Below are 16,853 nucleotides of genomic sequence, written 5' to 3' on the forward strand. Positions count from 1 at the left end.
GGGCTTTCAGCGGGTGACGGGCTGGGCGGACTCGTTGGCGGCGCCGGTGGTGCCCTCCGTCCGGCCGGCGGAGCGCGACACGCGCGTGACGCGCGGGTCGGCCCAGGTGCCGTCGACGTGGAACTCCTGCGTGGCGGCGCGGATCAGCGGCTCGCGCAGGAAGATCTGCGCGAGGAAGGTGCCGAGGCCGATCGCCGGGTTGATCACGGTGGCCACCAGCGAAGCGGTGCCCGCATTGATCTCCGGCACGACCACCACCTTGAGGTCCTGCGTCTCGCGGGCGATGTCGGCCTTGCCTTCCATCAGCACGGCGGCGTTCACGCCCTTCATCTGCAGGTTGTTGGTGGAGGCGATGCCCTGCTCGATCGCGATGTCGCCGCGCACGAAGTCGAAGGCGAAGCCGTCGCTGAAGACGTCGCGGAAGTCCAGCACCAGCCGGCGCGGCAGCGACTGCAGGCTCAGCACGCTCAGCAGCTTGGCCAGGCCGGGATCGGCCTTCAGGAACTGGCCGCTTTCCACGTCGACGTGGAAGCCGCCGGTCATGCTGGGATGGTCCAGCGCCAGCGGCGAGCCGAGCCAGGACACCGTGCCTTCCATGCTGCCGCGGCCGCGCCGCACGACGTCCTTCATGCCGAAGCGCGCGAGCGTCTGGCCGGCGTCGGCGATGTCCAGCCTGAACTTCATGGACGTGCGGCGGCGCTCGCCCGGGCGAGCGTCCTGCCGCGGCGCACCCGGCAGGGCCGGCTGCGCGCCGATCGCCGCCCAGTTGCCCGATGCGGTGAAGGTCGCATCCGGCGAGATGAGGGCCAGCTTGTTGAGGCGCCACTCGCGGATGCCGCCTTCGCGCGCCACGGTGGCGGCGCCGCGGTTGACGGCGTCGATCTCGAGACGTCCGAGCTTGCGCCCCTTCAGCTCGAACTCGTCGACCACGATGTCCAGCGCCGGGATGTTCACCGGCTGCTGTTCCAGCAGCTGCTCCACTTCGGTCGCCGCCGCAGCCGCGATGCTCAGGCGCGCCAGCCGCGCATGCACGCGGCCCGCCCCGGTGCTCGGCGGCTGCCGGTATTCGATGTAGCCGTTCAACTCCTCGGCATCGACGTTGGCACGCCAGAAGCGGCCCTCGCGCGAGCCGCCCAGCACCACGTTGTGCAGCGTGCGGCCTTCCACGCTCAGCTCCTTCGCGCGCACCGCGATCAGCGTCGGCATGTAGCCCATCGCGGGCGAGTTCTCGTTGCGCGTGGCCGTCGCGGCGGGCGCGGCCGCTGGCGCAGTCGCCGGCGTGGCGTCGCCGGCGACGCGGGTGAGCGCGTCTTCCCAGTGGTCGATGTTGAAGGTGCCCAGCAGCACGTTGGCCATCACGCCTTCGTCGGGCAGCGTCACGCTCTCGCCCGGCGCGAGCCCCACCGCGATGCTGCCCCGCACCACGTGCGGCTCCGGGGTCGACAGGTCGCGCACGTAGTTCACCGAGGCCACGCGCCCGAGTTCCACGGTGAGCAGCTCCTGCAGCCGCGCGCCGGGCGCCAGCGACTCGCGCGTGAGCGCCGTCTCGTAGCGCAGGGGCAGGGCCGATTCCGCGGGCTTGTTCAGGGGCGCGGGCAGCTGGATCGCCAGGCCCTGCAGGCTGCTCGTGACCTGGATCTCCGGCGTGCCGCGGCGGAAGGCGAGCGCCAGGTTGTAGCTGGTGCTGCCCTGGAAGTCGCGCGCCAGCCGCGACACGAAGCCCAGTTCCTGCGCCTGCCGCAGGCCGTCGGCCGTGACGGTGCCCTGGCCGCGCAGGTGCACGGTGGCCGCCTCGCCGTTGACGCCGGCACGCGTGCCGCCGTCCAGGCGCACGTCGCCGCCGAGCGCGCGGGCCTGCACGCCGGCGAGCTGGAAGCCCTTCTCCGAAAACTGCACGCTGCCGCGGGCGCGCGCGAGCACCGGACTGGCCGGCGAGACCTGCACGTCGTTGCCGGCCAGCGTGACCGCGCCCTGCACCTGGGAGCGCTGCAGGTCCGCCAGCGGCAGCACCAGCCTGAGGTCGACGTCGGCATTGCCGGTCGCGGTGGTCCGCGCCAGCGCCCCATTGAGCATGGCCGTCACCGGCGAGCCGTTGACCACCGCCAGCGAATCGGCGACCGGCCCCTTGATCCTGCCCTGCACCTCCACCTGCGAATGGTGGAAGTCCGGGATGCGCGCATCGGCGGCCACCTGCAGGCGGGCGGCCCCCTGGACCCGCCCCTTCACATTGCGGATCTGCATGCCGGCGCCCTGGAACACCAGCTCGCCGTCCACGTTCGACAGTGCCGGCCACGGCGCCTGGCCCTCCGGCTGCAGGGAACGCGGCACGTAGGCATAGGTCACGTCGCGCACCGGCGCCGAGACCAGGAACTCGCCGCCATGGTTGTCCGGGAAGGGGAAGCCGCGCAGGTCGCCCTTCACCCGGAACTTCGTGTTCGGCGCGGTACCCGCCAGCACCGCCGAATGCACGTATTCGCGCGCCTGCTTCGGCACGCCGTTGGGCAGGTAGCGCCACACGCGGGTGCCGTCGGCGCGCGACAGCGTGCCCTGCAGGTCCAGCACGCCGGGGAAGCGGGCGCCGCCGGGCGCGGTGCGCGCATCGGCGGTCCGCCAGCTGGCCTGGGCCTCGCCCTGCGCGTCGGCATTGCTGAACTTGAGGTTGGCCACGTTGACCGACAGGTCCGCGCCGTTCACCTGCCACTGCACGTCGGCGGCCAGCGTGTCCAGCGGCAGCACCGGTTCCTCGAACACGCCGGGGAAGTCGAGCGCGCCCTGCTGGATCGCCAGCTTCGCCTTGCCGCCGCCCTGGTTCAGGTCGAAGTCGATGTCGGCCCCGCGCACGCCGGGAACGCCGGCATGGCCCTCCGGGTGCGGCCGCGACGCGACCTCCAGCTGGCGCGCCCGGCCGCGCGCCTCGTACTTCTGCAGCGCATCGAGCGGGCCCTGCCAGCGCGCCTGCACCGTTTCCACCAGGCCCTGCGGCCGCCAGGCCTGCAGCGCCTCGTGCGTCGCGGCGCCGAGCGGCAGCCGCGTCGCGATCTGGCTCAACGCCCCCAGGTCCAGGCGGTCGGCGCGCAGCTCGCCCTGCGCCGGCCGCGTGCCTTCGGCGCCGGTCCACGTCACCGCCACGTTGCCGCCCGGCCAGCGCAGGCCTTCCTGCGTGAGGAACTGCAGGTCCTGCGTATGGAATTCGAAGCCGCCCGCCAGCCGCCTGCCGCCGACCCGGCCCGACACCGACTGCAGCGCCAGCGGCTGCAGTTGCGGCCCCAGGGTGGCGTTGACGTCCTGCAGCACGACGTCCGCCGTGCCGCCGACGACCTGGCCCTGGGCGACGTCGGCCCAGGCGCGCAGCCGCCCCCTGCCTTGCGCGATCTCGATGCCGAGGTTGGCCTGGCGCCGCAGCGCCGACAGGTCCACCGCCGCGAAGTCGGCATGGATCTGGCCATCCCACTGCTGCCAGCGGCCCGGATGGGTGGACAGCAGCGGCTGGCGGAAGACCCCGCTCAGGCTGAAGCGCTGTCCCCATTCGGCCGGCGGGGTGGCGTCGATGCGCAACTGGTGCCGGCGGGCGCCGTTGCGCGCCACGAAGCGCACGTCGTCCAGCGCCAGCGGCGGCGCCCCGCGCAGTTCGTCGGTCCACTGGATGGCCCCGCCCTGGATCACGAATTCCTTCTGGCCGAAGAACCAGTCGGCCGCCCGGCCCTCGTCGCCGCTGCTGCGGGAAAAGTCCAGGCCGGCCACGAAGATGCGGCCGTCGCGCGCGCGCCGGATGTCCAGCCGCGGCCGGTCGATATAGAGCTGCTCGAAGCCCAGGTTCCAGAGCGACCGCGGCGACAGCGCCCCGATCACCAGCGGCAGCTTCAGGGCCTCGCGCCCCTGCGGATCCAGCAGGACGACGTTTTCCAGCGTGAACGAGGGGAAGACGCCCTCGCTGCGGGCGCTGATCGCGCCGATGCGCACCGGCACCCCGAGGACCTGGCTGGCCCGAATTTCCAGTGCGGGGCGCAGGTCACCGATTCGCGGCACAATGAATCCATGAAGCGCACCCCACGCGAGCGACAGCAGCAAGGACGCTGCAAGCAGCAGCCACAGCGACCACTTGGCCGCGGCTGCAAACAACCTCAGCGTGCGTGAGGGATTCGGCGGCGTCGCATTCATGAAGACATCGAAGTGGCGGGAATTATGACCCTGGGCGTCGGGCCCGGCAGCAACAGCGGCACCGCCGCTTCCGTCAACGGGGCCGCGCCGTCCCCGGAGGACACGCCATTCCCACTTTCCGGTAACTCGCGGTTCGTGCAGCGGCTGCGCCGGCGCTATGAAGGCGAGCTCTCGCTGCTGCCGGCGGGCGCACCGGGGCGGGAGACCATGGGAGTCGCCTACGAGGCCCTGCGTTCCCGCGGTTACGACGTGCCATCGGCTTTACGCGTCCTTCGCCAGCTGGTGATGGAGCGGCTGGTGGTGCTCGATTGCGACCGGCGCTCGCCGCTGGAAACGATCACCGGCGCCGTCACCGAACTGGCCGAATTCGCGCTCGACGCCGCCTGCCGCCAGGCCTGCGGGGAACTGGACGCGACGCACGGCGAACCGCGCACGCCCGAAGGACGGCGCGCCCAGCTCTGGATCGTCGGCATGGGCAAGCTGGGGGCGCGCGAACTCAATGTGTCCAGCGACATCGACCTGGTCTATGTCTACGACACCGACGGCGAGACGGCCGGCGCGCCCGACGGCCGCGGCCGCATCACCAACCACGAATATTTCGGCAAGGCGGTCAAGCGCATCTTCGGGCTGATCGGCGACGTGACGGAGCACGGCTTCGTGTTCCGCGTCGACCTGATGCTGCGGCCCAACGGCAACTCCGGCCCGCCGGCGGTGTCGCTCGGCGCGCTGGAGGACTACTTCCAGGTGCAGGGCCGCGAATGGGAGCGCTTCGCCTGGATGAAGAGCCGGGTGGTCGCGCCGCGCAGCTGCATCGCCGACGGCTCCGCCCAGGCCCTGCGCGGGACGGTGCTGCCTTTCGTGTTCCGCCGCTACCTCGATTACGCGGTGTTCGACGCGCTGCGCTCGCTGCACCGGCAGATCCGCGAGCATGCCGCGCGGCGTGCCGCCGGCCGTCCGGAACGCGCCAACGACGTGAAGCTGTCGCGCGGCGGCATCCGCGAGATCGAGTTCACCGTGCAGCTGCTGCAGGTGGTGCGCGGCGGCCAGTTTCCCGAGATCCGCACCCGGCCCACGCTGCAGGCGCTGCCGCGGCTCGCCGCCGCCGGCCTGATGTCGGAGGAAACGGCCAGGGCGCTGGGAGCCGCCTATATCTTCCTGCGCCGCGTGGAGCACCGCATCCAGTACCTGGACGACCAGCAGACCCACGTGCTGCCCATGGGCTGCAAGACGGACGACGACGACCAGGACCTCACCTGGATCGCGCGGACGATGGGTTTTGCGGACTGCTGCCCCTTCCTGCATGAACTCGACGGGCATCGCGAGCTGGTCGCCGAGGAATTCGACAAGCTGCTGGGAGGCGGCGCCAGCGAGTGCAAGAGCTGCAAGGGCCCGAAGGCGCCGCCGCCGGACCTCGACGGCATGCTGGAGACGCTGCCTTCGCAGCTGCAGCAGCGCATCCAGCGCTGGTGCACCCACCCGCGCGTGATGGCGCTGCGCGACGACGCCCGCCAGCGCCTTTCGCGCCTGGTGGCGCGCACCGCGCAATGGCTGCGCGAAGGGCGCGTCAGCGAAGAAGCCGCCGTCCGGATGGTGGACTGGATCGAGCCGCTGCTGCGCCGCGAAAGCTACCTCGCGCTGCTGTGGGAGCGGCCCGCGGTGCACGAGCGGCTGCTGCGCCTGCTGGGCGAGGCCCGCTGGCCGGCCCGCTACCTGATCCAGCATCCCGGCGTGATCGACGAACTGGCCAGCGACGGCCTGCTGAAGGAGCGCTTCAGCCCGGAAGACTTCGAGCGCGAGCTCGAGCACCGCAAGCGCTCCTTGCAGATCACCGGCGAGGACGACGACGAGACCCTGCTGAACCTGCTGCGCCGCGCGCACCACGCGGAACTGTTCCGCACCCTGGCGCGCGACGTCGAGGGCGTGCTGACGGTGGAACAGGTGGCCGACGAACTGAGCCTGCTGGCCGACACCACGGTGAAGGTGACGGCGCGCTGGTGCTGGGAGCGCCTCAAGCAGCGGCACCGCGAGGCGCCCTGCTTCGCGATCCTCGGCTACGGCAAGCTGGGCGGCAAGGAACTGGGTTACGGCAGCGACCTCGACATCGTGTTCGTCTACGAGGACGACGACGAGCGCGCCCCCGACGCCTATGCGGCCTACGTGCGCAAGATCATCAACTGGTTGTCGACCAAGACCTCCGAGGGCGACCTGTTCGAGATCGACACCGCGCTGCGTCCCAACGGCAGCTCGGGCCTGCTGATCACCACCTTCCAGGCCTACGACGACTACCAGCAGCGCCGCGGCAGCAACACCGCGTGGACCTGGGAGCACCAGGCCATGACGCGCTCCCGCTTCGTGGTCGGCCTGGAGGCGCTGCGCCCGCGCTTCGACGCGGTGCGGCAGGCCGTGATCACGGCGCCGCGCGATGTCGCCGCACTGCAGCGCGAGATCGTTTCCATGCGTGACAAGGTGCGCAGCGCGCATCCGGTCAAGGCCGGGCGTTTCGACCTGAAGCACAGCCCGGGCGGCATGGTGGACGCCGAATTCGCGGTGCAGTTCCTGGTGCTGTCGCAGTCGGGCGCGCATCCGGAGTTGGTGCCCAACGCCGGCAACATCGCGCTGCTGCAGCGGGCGGAGGCGGCCGGCCTGCTGCCCGCGGGCGTCGGCCAGGCCGCCGCTTCCGCCTACCGCGAACAGCGCCGGCACCAGCACCACGCGCGCCTCAACGAGGAACCGACGCAGGTGCCCGAAGGCCAGCTCATGGCCGAGCGCGACGCGATCCTCGCGCTCTGGCGGCACGTCTTCGGCTGAACGGCCGCGCTGGGGCGCGTACCCCAGCAAGATTCACGGCCCGGTGATAGGCTCTTTGGTTTCGCTGCCGCGGCCCCGCACGCCGGCGCGCGTCGCCAGTGCCGCGAACAAGCCCGATCCGGGAAGGACCCATGAAGCTCTTGCGCCCCGTCGCGGCGGTCGGCTCGCTGCTGCTGTTGTCATTGGCTGGTTGCGCCGTTCCCCGCCCTCCTGAATCCGTCGCCTCCGAGGCGCCGCCGCGCTGGTATGCGCCGCTGCCGCACGGCGGCAACCTCGCCGACCTCAGGCGCTGGTGGCTGCAGTTCGACGATCCGCTGCTGATCGACCTGATCGAAGCCGCGCAGGCCGCCAATCCCAACGTCGCCACCGCCGCCACCCGCATCGCCGAGGCGCGCAGCGCCCGCGTCGCGGCCAACGCGGCCAGGCTGCCTTCGGTCGACGCGACCACCTCCATCAGCCGCGGCAATGCGCTGGCGGGTGGCGCGGGCGGTGCCGGCGGCGGCGGGCAGGGCGGACTCCCGGCCTCGACGATCCTGCAGAACAACGTGCAGCTGGCCTGGGAGGTCGACGTCTTCGGCGCCCGCCGCTCGCAGTCCGATGCCGCGCGCGCCCGGGAGCGCGGCGCGCAGGCGGGCTGGCACGATGCGCGCGTGGCCGTCGCGGCCGAGACCGCCACCACCTATGTCGAGCTGCGCACCTGCCACCTGCTGGTGGCGGTGACGCGCAACGATGCGCGCTCGCGCGCCGAAAGCGCGCGCCTCACCGGACTCAGCGCCGAGGCCGGCTTCACCGCGCCGGCGGTCGCGGCGCAGGCCCGCGCCAGTGCCGCCGAAGGCGCGGCGCGCGCCACGCAGCAGCAGGCGCAATGCGAGCTGGTCACCAAGGGCCTGGTGGCGCTGACCGGCCTGCCGGAACCCGAGCTGCGCCGCCGCCTCGCCGCCGGCTGGGACGAGCCGGCCGGCATCGCCGACCGCGCGATCCCGTCCGTTCCGGCGGCGCTGCTCGCGCAACGCCCCGATGTCTACTTGGCCGAGCGCAACGTGGCCGCCGCCAGTGCCGATGTCGGCGCCGCGCGGGCCGACCGCTTCCCGCGCGTGTCGCTCAGCGGCCAGATCGCCACCGGCTGGATCCGCGCCGGCGGCCAGGCCAGCGACATCCAGACCTGGCAGATCGGCCCGCTCGCCGTGACGCTGCCGATCTTCGATGCCGGCCGCCGCGCGGCCGCCGAGGACGCCGCGCAGGCCCGCTACGAGGAAGCGGTGATCCAGTACGGCGCGCGCGTGCGGCAGGCGGTGCGCGAAGTGGAGGAGGCGCTGGTCAACTTGGAAAGCGCCCGCGAACGCAGCGAGGACGCCCGCGCCGCCGTCGAGGGCTATCGCGCTTCCTTCGTGGCGGCGGAAGCACGCTTTCGCAGCGGGCTCGGCAGCCTGATCGAGCTGGAAGACCAGCGCCGCGTGCTGCTCAACGCCGAGACCGTGCTGGTGACGCTGCAGCGCGAACGCGTGGCGGCCTGGATCGCGCTCTACCGCGCCCTGGGCGGCGGCTGGGAGCGCGGCGACCGCGAAGCCACCGCCCGCAACGACTGAACGACAAGAAGAAGGAACACCGTCCCATGCACCTGCTGTCCCACCGAGCCCGCGCGCTGGCGGTCGCCTGCGCCGCCGTCCTGCTGCTCGCCGCCTGCGGCGGCAAGGACGAGAAGAAGACCGCCAACACCAAGCCGGCGCTCACCGTCACGACCACCACGCCGACCGAGACGATGCTGCCGGTGATGCTCGCCGCCAACGGCAACCTGGCCGCCTGGCAGGAAGCCATCATCGGCGCCGAAGCGAGCGGGCTGCGCATCTCCGACGTGCTGGTGGGCGTCGGCGACCGCGTCCGCCGCGGCCAGGTGCTGGCGCGCTTCGCCGCCGCCACGCTGCAGGCGGAAAGCTCGCAGGCCCGCGCCTCCCTCGCCGAAGCCGAAGCGGCGGCCGCCGAAGCGGCCAACAACGCGGCCCGCGCGCGCACCCTGCAGCAGACCGGCGCGATGAGCGCCTCGCAGATCAACCAGTACATCACCGCCGAAGCGACGGCCCGCGCGCGGGTGGCGGCGGCGCGCGCGCAGCTGGACCAGCAGCAGGTGCGGCTGTCGCAAAGCGCCGTCCACGCGCCCGACGACGGGATCATTTCCGCGCGCACGGCGACCGTCGGCGCGGTGGTGGGCAACGGTGCCGAGCTGTTCCGCCTGATCCGCAAGGGCCGCCTCGAATGGCGCGCCGAAGTGACTTCCGACGAGCTCGGCCGCATCACGCCCGGCACCCGCGCCCTCGTCACCGCCACCAGCGGCGCGCGGCTCGAAGGCCGGGTGCGCATGATCGGCCCGACGGTGGACCCGCAGACCCGCGTCGCGCTCGTCTACGTCGACGTGAATCCGCTGCCGGGTCCGGCTTCCGGCAGCGCGCGTGCCGGCATGTTCGCGCGCGGCGAGTTCGACCTCGGCGCGCAGCCGGCGCTCACGGTACCGCAGCCGGCGGTGGTGGTGCGCGAAGGTTTCAACTATGTTTTCCGGGTGAATCCGGACAACCGCGTGAGCCAGGTGAAGGTGCAGATCGGCCGCATCGCCGAGGACCGCGTGCAGGTGCTGTCGGGCGTGACCTCCGGCATGCGCATCGTCGCCAGCGGCGGCGGCTTCCTCAACGACGGCGACCTGGTGCGCGTGGCCGACGCGAACGGGCCGGTGCCGTCCACGGCCGCGGCCGGCGCGGCGCCCGCTGCCGCCGTGCCGGCTTCCGCCGCATCCGCGCCCGCCTCCGCGGCGTCGGCGCCGGCGCGCAAGGACAAGCCATGAATTTCTCCGCCTGGTCCATCCGCAACCCGATCCCGACGGTGATGCTGTTCGTGCTGCTCACCTTCGGGGGCCTGCTGTCCTTCAAGGCCATGAAGGTGCAGAACTTCCCCGACATCGACCTGCCCACCGTGATGGTGACGGCGGCGCTGCCGGGCGCGGCGCCGGCGCAGCTGGAGACGGACGTCGCCCGCAAGCTGGAGAACTCGGTCGCCACGGTGCAGGGCCTCAAGCACATCTACACCAAGGTGCAGGACGGCGTGGTGACGCTCACCGTGGAGTTCCGGCTCGAGAAGCCAGTGCAGGAAGCGGTCGACGACGTGCGCTCCGCCGTGTCGCGCGTGCGCGCCGACCTGCCCACGGACCTGCGCGACCCGATCATCACCAAGCTGGAACTGGCCGGCCAGCCGGTGCTGGCCTTCACCATCGCCTCGCGCAACATGGACGAGGAGGCGCTGTCCTGGTTCGTCGACAACGAGCTGTCGCGCAAGCTGCTGGCGGTGCCGGGCGTCGGCGCGGTCAACCGGGTGGGCGGCGTCAACCGCGAGATCCGCGTCGCGCTCGACCCGGTGCGGCTGCAGTCGCTGGGCGTGACGGCCGCCGACATCTCGCGCCAGCTGCGGCAGGTGCAGACCGAAAGCGCCGGCGGCCGCGCCGATCTCGGCGGCAGCGAGCAGCCCGTGCGCACGCTGGCCACCGTGTCCACCGCGCGCGAAATCGGCAACCTGCAGATCGCGCTGCCCGGCAACCGCACCGTGCGCCTGGCCGACGTCGCCCAGGTGAGCGACACGATCGCCGAGCCGCGCTCGGCGGCGCTGCTGGATGGGAAGCCGGTCGTCGGCTTCGAAGTGGCGCGCAGCCGCGGCGAGAGCGAGGTGCAGGTCGGGGCCGCGATCCACCAGGCGCTGGCGGAACTGAAGGCGCAGCGGCCCGACATCGAGCTCACGCAGGCCTTCGACTTCGTGACGCCGGTGCGCGAGGAATACGAGGCTTCGCTGCACCTGCTGTACGAGGGCGCCGCCCTCGCGGTGCTGGTGGTGTGGCTGTTCCTGCGCGACTGGCGCGCCACCTTCGTCTCCGCCGTCGCCCTGCCGATGTCGGTGATCCCGGCCTTCATCGGCATGCACCTGCTCGGCTTCTCGATCAACGTCGTGACGCTGCTGGCGCTGTCGCTGGTGATCGGCATCCTGGTGGACGACGCGATCGTGGAAGTGGAGAACATCGTGCGCCACCTGCGCATGGGCAAGACGCCGTACGAGGCGGCGATGGAAGCGGCCGACGAGATCGGGCTGGCGGTGATCGCCACCACCTTCACGCTGATCGCGGTGTTCCTGCCGACGGCCTTCATGAGCGGCATCGCCGGCAAGTTCTTCAAGCAGTTCGGCTGGACCGCGGCGCTGGCGGTGTTCGCTTCGCTGGTGGTGGCGCGCATGCTCACGCCCATGATGGCGGCCTACATGCTCAAGCCGCTGGTGGGCCAGGAAAAGGAGCCGGGCTGGCTGCGCCTCTACATGAAATGCGTGAACTGGAGCATGAAGCACCGCGTGAAGACGATGGTGCTGGCGACCCTGTTCTTCTTCGCATCGGTGGCCATGATCCCGCTGCTGGAGACCGGCTTCATCCCGCCGGACGACAACTCGCAGACGCAGGTGTACCTCGAGCTGCCGCCGGGCTCCACCCTGGAACAGACCAAGACGCTGGCGGAACAGGCCCGGCTGGCGGTGAAGAAGGTGGCGCACGTGAAGAGCGTCTACACCACCATCGGCGGCGGCAGCGCCGGCGGCGACCCGATGGCGAACTCCGGCGCGGCGGAAACGCGCAAAGCGACGCTCACGGTGCTGCTGGACGAGCGCAGCGAGCGGCCGCGCAAGCAGGGCATCGAAACGAACATCCGCCAGGCGCTGGAAGTCCTGCCCGGGGTGCGCACCAAGGTCGGCCTCGGCGGCTCGGGCGAGAAATACGTGCTGGTGCTGTCCGGCGAGAACCCGCAGTCGCTGGCGGAAGCGGCGCGCGCGGTCGAGCGCGACCTGCGCACCATCCCCGGCCTCGGGCAGATCGCGTCCACCGCCTCGCTGGTGCGGCCGGAGATCGTGGTGCGGCCGGACTTCGCGCGCGCCGCCGACCTCGGCGTGACCAGCCAGTCGATCGCCGACACGCTGCGCATCGCCACGTCCGGCGATTACGACGTGGCCCTGCCCAAGCTGAACCTCTCGCAGCGGCAGGTGCCGATCGTGGTGAAGCTGCGCGAGGACGCGAGGCGCGACCTCGGCGTGCTGGAGCGCCTGACGGTGCCCGCCGCTTCCGGCGGCAGCGTGATGCTGGGGCAGGTCGCGACGCTCCAGCTCACCGGCGGGCCGGCGGTGATCGACCGCTACGACCGCTCGCGCAACATCAACTTCGAGATCGAGCTGTCGGGCGCGCCGCTGGGCGAAGTGACGGCCGCGGTGGAGCAGCTGCCTTCGATCCAGAACCTGCCGCCCGGCGTGAAGGTGGTGCCGATCGGCGACGCCGAGATGATGGGCGAGCTGTTCGCGAGCTTCGGCCTGGCCATGCTCACCGGCGTGCTGTGCATCTACATCGTGCTGGTGCTGCTGTTCAAGGATTTCCTGCACCCGCTCACGATCCTCAGCGCGCTGCCGCTGGCGCTCGGCGGCGCCTTCGTCGGCCTGCTGATCGCGCAGAAGAGCTTCTCCATGCCTTCGCTGATCGGCCTGATCATGCTGATGGGCATCGCGACGAAGAACTCCATCCTGCTGGTGGAGTACGCGATCGTCGCCCGGCGGGATCACGGCCTCACGCGCTTCGAGGCGCTGCTCGACGCCGGCCACAAGCGGGCGCGGCCGATCATCATGACCACCATCGCGATGTCGGCCGGCATGCTGCCGATCGCGATCGGCTTCGGTGCCGCCGACCCGAGCTTCCGCTCGCCGATGGCGATCGCCGTGATCGGCGGCCTGTTCACGTCGACGGTGCTGAGCCTGCTGGTGGTGCCGGTGGTGTTCGAATACGTGGACGACATCGAGCACTGGTGGAACCGGCAGGTGAAGAAGCTGCGGGAACGGGGCGTGCGCGACGTCTTCCGGCGCACCGGAAAGCGGCCGCGCACCGAACCTTAGGCCGCGACGGTCAGCGGCCGGCGCGCCACTGGCAGCCGCAAGCCGATCGCGAAGCGGTTCCAGGCGTTGATCACGCCGATGGCCAGCGTCAGCTCCGCGATCTCGCGCTCGCTGAAGTGTTCGTTTAGCGGCGCGAAGTCGTCCTGCGGCGCCTGCGTCTGCGCCACCAGCGTGAGGCTTTCCGCCCAGGCGAGCGCAGCGCGCTCGCGCGGCGTGTAGAACGGCGCTTCGCGCCAGGTGGCCAGGCTGTTGAGGCGCTGCAGGTCCGGCGTTTCTGCGGCCAGCAGTTCGCGGGCGTGCATGTCCAGGCAGAAGGCGCAGCCGTTGATCTGCGAGACGCGGATGTCGACCAGCGCGATCAAGGCGCGGCCGATGGACGACTTCAGCTGGGCGCTGACGGCGGCGAGCCCGTTGTAGGCTTCCGGGGCCAGGCGATGGGGGTTGGCGAGGCGGGTTTCCATGAGGGTGCTCCTGTTGCAGTGAAGGGACTCACCCGCAAGACGCGCCGGCTCACGGTCTTGTGACAAGCACCCGAGCGAGTTTGTCCGGGTTGCGCTGGGTCTGGATGGCGCGGATGCGCTCGCCCTCGAACTCGAAGGACTGCACCGACTCCAGCTGATTGCCGACGTACCGCGCGAGTCCGGGCTGGCCGTTCACCCGCACCAGACGGTAGTGCAGCGACGCGCCGTGGCGGCGCGACACCGCGTAATAGAGCTGCGCCAGGCGCTGCGCGCCGTGCATGACGAAGTCGAACGAGCGCACCTTGCCGCCACCGTCGCTCACCAGTTGCGCGTCCTCGGCGAGCAGGCCGCGCATGGCGACCAGGTCGCCTCCCTGCGCGGCGCGCGCGAACGCCTCCACCACGCGCCAATGGGCGTCGCCGCTGACCGCGAAGCGCGGGCGTTCGGCCTGAACGCGTTCGCTGGCGCGGTGCACCAGCTGCCGGCAGGCCGCCTCGCTCTTGCCCAGCGCCTGCGCGATTTCCGCGTAGTCCATGTCGAAGGCCTGGCGCAGCACGAAGGCGGCGCGTTCATCGGGTCCGAGCTGCTCCAGCACGCGCAGCAGCGCCACCGAGACGTCGTCGGCGCGTTCCAGCAGGCTGTGGGGCGTGTGCGCGTCGGCGGCTTCGACCACCGGCTCCGGCAGCCAGAAGCCCGGATAGCGATCGCGCTCGGCGCGCAGCGCGCGCAACCGGTCGATCGACAGGCGGGTGACGATGGTGACCAGCCAGGCCTCGACGCTGCGCAGGCTGTCGGTGTCGGATTCGTTCCAGCGCAGCCAGGCGTCCTGCAGCACGTCCTCGGCTTCGGCGGTGGAGCCGAGCATGCGGTAAGCGATGCCGAGCAGGCGCGGCCGGTGGCTCTGGAAGGTGGCGGTCCGGTGGTCCATGCCGGCTAGACGGAGCGAGCCGCCCCTTTGTGACAGCGCTTCAGCCGGCGCTGCGGATCCTCTGGACGAGGTTCGTGGTGGAGTAGCCGTCCACGAAGGGGATGGCCAGCGCGCGGCCGCCGTAGCCCTCGACCAGGGCGGTCTCGGCCAGCTTGCGCATGTCGTAGTCGCCGCCCTTCACGTAGACCTGCGGCTTCAGTTCGGACAGCAGCTGCACCGGCGTGTCCTCGTCGAACCAGGTCACCAGGCTCACGGACTCGAGCGCCGCCATCACGACGGCGCGATCCTGTTCGGCGTTGAGCGGGCGGTCGGGCCCCTTGCCCAGCCGGCGGGCGGAGGCATCGGTATTGAGCGCCACGACAAGGCTGCCGCCTTGCGCGCGGGCGTTGGCGAGGTAGGTGACGTGGCCGCGGTGCAGCACGTCGAAGACGCCGTTGGTGAAGACGACGGGGCCCGGCAGGGCCGCCATGCGCGCGGCCGCTTCCGACCGCGCGACGATCTTGGAGAGGAAGGCCGGAGCGCCGCTCACACCGGCTGCGCCGAGGCGCCGCCACCCAGGCTGGCCTGGATTTCCTTGCGGAAGCGGTTGAGCTCCTGCACGCTCTTGAAACTGCGGTCCATCAGCAGGCTCAGGTTGTGCAGGATGCGGTCGACGACCTTGTTTTCCCAGACCGCGTCGAACTTGATCTGCTGGTCCAGCCAGTGCTCCAGCCATTCGGGGTCCGGCAGGCGCGACTGGATGGTGTCGTTCGGGAACAGCGCCTTGTTGACGTGCAGGTTGGTGGGATGCAGCGCCTGCGCCGTGCGGCGGGCGCTGGCCATCAGCACGCCCACCTTGGCGAAGGCCGCCCGGGCTTCGTTGCCGAAGTTGTTGATGGCGCGCTTCATGTAGCGCAGGTAGGCGCCGCCGTGGCGCGCCTCGTCCTGGCTCAGCGTCTGGTAGATGTGCTTGATCACCGGCTCGGTGTGCCACTCGGCCGCCCGGCGGTACCAGTGGTTCAGGCGGATCTCGCCGCAGAAGTGCAGCATCAGCGTTTCCAGCGCCGGCGCCGGGTCGAACTCGAAGCGGATCTGGTGCAGCTCCTCCTCGGTCGGCACCAGGTCCGGGCGGAAGCGGCGCAGGTACTCCATCAGCACCAGGGAGTGCTTCTGCTCCTCGAAGAACCAGATCGACATGAAGGCCGAGAAGTCGCTGTCGTCGCGGTTGTCGCGCAGGAACATTTCCGTGGCGGGCAGGGCGGCCCACTCGGTGATGGCGTTCATCTTGATCGTCTGCGCCTGTTCCTCGGACAGCACGGACGCGTCGAACTTGTCCCAAGGAATGTCCTTGTCCATGTCCCAGCGGACGGACTCCAGTTGTTTGAACAGTTCGGGATACAGCATGGCGGTCGTGGTTCTTGGCAACCGGGGATTTTAGGTGGTAGGCATGACGATCGCTTGACAAAGTCTGGCGAGCCCGTTCCTGGGCGAGGAGAATGGCACACCCGGCGCCCTTGGGCGCATGATCGGCCGCCATGAAGAGCCTCGTTTCCCTGATGGCCGCCGGCCTGCTGGCGGCCTCGGCCCCTGCCCCCGCCGTCGCCCAGCCGGCCGCCCCCGCCGCGGCGGCCTGCCCGGCGCTGCTGCAACACACCTTCCCGCGCCTGCAGGACGAAAAGCCGCAGGCCCTGTGCCAGTACAGCGGCCGGGTGCTGCTGGTGGTCAATACGGCCAGCTTCTGCGGCTTCACGCCCCAGTACGAAGGCCTGGAGAAGCTGTACGCGAAGTACCGCGACCGCGGACTGGTCGTGCTCGGCTTCCCGTCGAACGACTTCGCGCAGGAGGGCGGCAGCAACAAGGAGATCGCGGACTTCTGCGAGAACACCTTCGGCGTGAAATTCCCGATGTTCGGCAAGAGCGCCGTGCGCGGCAGCGACGCCAACCCGCTGTTCAGGGAACTGGCCCGGCAGACCGGGCGGGCGCCGCTGTGGAACTTCCACAAGTACCTCATCGGCCGCGACGGGGCTATCGTGGCGAACTACAGCAGCCTGACGCGTCCCGACGATCCGGCGCTGCTCCGTGCGCTGGAGAACCAGCTGGCTCCCCGCTAGCGTTCACAAAAATTTACCTGCTGGGGCGTAGCGCGAGGGGAACCGCAGGCCCGCAGCGGCACTCCATCCCGTCAAGAGGCAGGACTCCCGACACACCCACCCCAGATTTTGCTGCTGCGAAGTCGTCCGGACCTTCGGGTCCCGGATGCAATCCCGAGGCGACTCTTCTCCTCCTCCCTCCCTCCCTCCTTCGTTTCGGGGCGCTTCGCAGCAATTTTCTATGGACTGAAAAATCGCCTTGGCGATTTTTCAGTCGCTGACTCGTGAACGCGGCGGCCCACCCGCCGCGCAGGCCGCGGGGATTCCAGGGATTTCTCGTCGTTTCGTAGGGTGGGTGTTTGGACTGGGGACATGGGTAACACCCGTGCGAGGACATAGGTAACGCTTTCGGGGTGTGGATAACACTTCGGAGGGTTCTCATGCCGTGGCAGGAGAGAGATACCGTGTCCATTCGCTTGGAATTCG

Annotated in this window: 10 protein-coding genes; 5 read left to right on the top strand and 5 right to left on the bottom strand. The window is 70.8% G+C overall.

The annotated features are described in order from the left end of the window. Positions 1–6 precede the first annotated feature (6 nt). The gene (locus VF522_RS13495; protein WP_330908794.1) at positions 7–4,158 is read right to left on the bottom strand and encodes a YhdP family protein; all 4,152 of its coding nucleotides are present in this window, start codon (positions 4,156–4,158) and stop codon (positions 7–9) included. 24 nt (positions 4,159–4,182) lie between these two features. Here VF522_RS13495 and glnE point away from each other — a divergent pair, with 24 nt between their 5' ends. The 4 genes from glnE to VF522_RS13515 all read left to right on the top strand — a co-directional run bounded on the left by glnE (position 4,183) and on the right by VF522_RS13515 (position 12,909). Further along, positions 4,183–6,966, top strand: coding sequence for a bifunctional [glutamate--ammonia ligase]-adenylyl-L-tyrosine phosphorylase/[glutamate--ammonia-ligase] adenylyltransferase (glnE, locus tag VF522_RS13500; protein WP_330908795.1), 2,784 nt, complete (start codon positions 4,183–4,185; stop codon positions 6,964–6,966). A 131-nt stretch (positions 6,967–7,097) separates the two neighbouring features. Next, a complete protein-coding gene (locus tag VF522_RS13505; RefSeq protein ID WP_330908796.1) occupies positions 7,098–8,552 on the top strand; it encodes an efflux transporter outer membrane subunit in 1,455 nt (484 codons plus the stop codon). Positions 8,553–8,578: 26 nt separating this feature from the next. Then, positions 8,579–9,796 (top strand): efflux RND transporter periplasmic adaptor subunit, encoded by a 1,218-nt coding sequence (locus VF522_RS13510; protein WP_330908797.1) that lies wholly within the window; start codon positions 8,579–8,581, stop codon positions 9,794–9,796. Beyond that, entirely contained in the window at positions 9,793–12,909 is a 3,117-nt protein-coding gene (locus VF522_RS13515) for an efflux RND transporter permease subunit (RefSeq protein WP_330908798.1), read from the top strand. Before VF522_RS13510 ends, VF522_RS13515 begins: the two co-directional genes overlap by 4 nt. On the opposite strand, the gene VF522_RS13520 is transcribed toward VF522_RS13515, so the two are convergent. The 4 genes from VF522_RS13520 to VF522_RS13535 are packed head-to-tail and all read right to left on the bottom strand — an operon-like array spanning position 12,906 to position 15,681. Continuing rightward, on the bottom strand, positions 12,906–13,370 hold the full coding sequence (locus VF522_RS13520) for a carboxymuconolactone decarboxylase family protein (RefSeq protein WP_330908799.1): 465 nt from the start codon (positions 13,368–13,370) through the stop codon (positions 12,906–12,908). The two genes, VF522_RS13515 and VF522_RS13520, sit on opposite strands and share 4 nt — an antisense overlap. 49 nt (positions 13,371–13,419) lie before the next feature. Beyond that, on the bottom strand, positions 13,420–14,298 hold the full coding sequence (locus VF522_RS13525) for an RNA polymerase sigma-70 factor (protein ID WP_330908800.1): 879 nt from the start codon (positions 14,296–14,298) through the stop codon (positions 13,420–13,422). A 40-nt stretch (positions 14,299–14,338) separates the two neighbouring features. After that, positions 14,339–14,767 (bottom strand): D-glycero-beta-D-manno-heptose 1-phosphate adenylyltransferase, encoded by a 429-nt coding sequence (gene rfaE2 / locus VF522_RS13530; RefSeq protein ID WP_330908801.1) that lies wholly within the window; start codon positions 14,765–14,767, stop codon positions 14,339–14,341. Between the two features lie 56 nt (positions 14,768–14,823). After that, positions 14,824–15,681: a ferritin-like domain-containing protein gene (locus tag VF522_RS13535; RefSeq protein WP_330908802.1), complete on the bottom strand. Its 858-nt coding sequence runs from the start codon at positions 15,679–15,681 to the stop codon at positions 14,824–14,826. Between the two features lie 131 nt (positions 15,682–15,812). Between VF522_RS13535 and VF522_RS13540 the strand changes: the two genes are divergently transcribed. Then, positions 15,813–16,388: a glutathione peroxidase gene (locus VF522_RS13540; RefSeq protein WP_414709523.1), complete on the top strand. Its 576-nt coding sequence runs from the start codon at positions 15,813–15,815 to the stop codon at positions 16,386–16,388. The last annotated feature ends 465 nt before the right edge of the window (positions 16,389–16,853 follow it).

It is taken from the genome of Ramlibacter sp. (assembly GCF_036383835.1).
GTDB lineage: Bacteria > Pseudomonadota > Gammaproteobacteria > Burkholderiales > Burkholderiaceae_C > Ramlibacter.

Coding starts and splice junctions, on each gene's coding strand:
- VF522_RS13525 (WP_330908800.1), bottom strand. CDS start 14,298: ATGGACCACCGGACCGCCACCTTCCAGAGCCACCGGCCGCGCCTGCTC.
- VF522_RS13540 (WP_414709523.1), top strand. CDS start 15,813: ATGAAGAGCCTCGTTTCCCTGATGGCCGCCGGCCTGCTGGCGGCCTCG.
- glnE (WP_330908795.1), top strand. CDS start 4,183: ATGACCCTGGGCGTCGGGCCCGGCAGCAACAGCGGCACCGCCGCTTCC.
- VF522_RS13505 (WP_330908796.1), top strand. CDS start 7,098: ATGAAGCTCTTGCGCCCCGTCGCGGCGGTCGGCTCGCTGCTGCTGTTG.
- VF522_RS13510 (WP_330908797.1), top strand. CDS start 8,579: ATGCACCTGCTGTCCCACCGAGCCCGCGCGCTGGCGGTCGCCTGCGCC.
- rfaE2 (WP_330908801.1), bottom strand. CDS start 14,767: ATGGCGGCCCTGCCGGGCCCCGTCGTCTTCACCAACGGCGTCTTCGAC.
- VF522_RS13515 (WP_330908798.1), top strand. CDS start 9,793: ATGAATTTCTCCGCCTGGTCCATCCGCAACCCGATCCCGACGGTGATG.
- VF522_RS13495 (WP_330908794.1), bottom strand. CDS start 4,158: ATGAATGCGACGCCGCCGAATCCCTCACGCACGCTGAGGTTGTTTGCA.
- VF522_RS13535 (WP_330908802.1), bottom strand. CDS start 15,681: ATGCTGTATCCCGAACTGTTCAAACAACTGGAGTCCGTCCGCTGGGAC.
- VF522_RS13520 (WP_330908799.1), bottom strand. CDS start 13,370: ATGGAAACCCGCCTCGCCAACCCCCATCGCCTGGCCCCGGAAGCCTAC.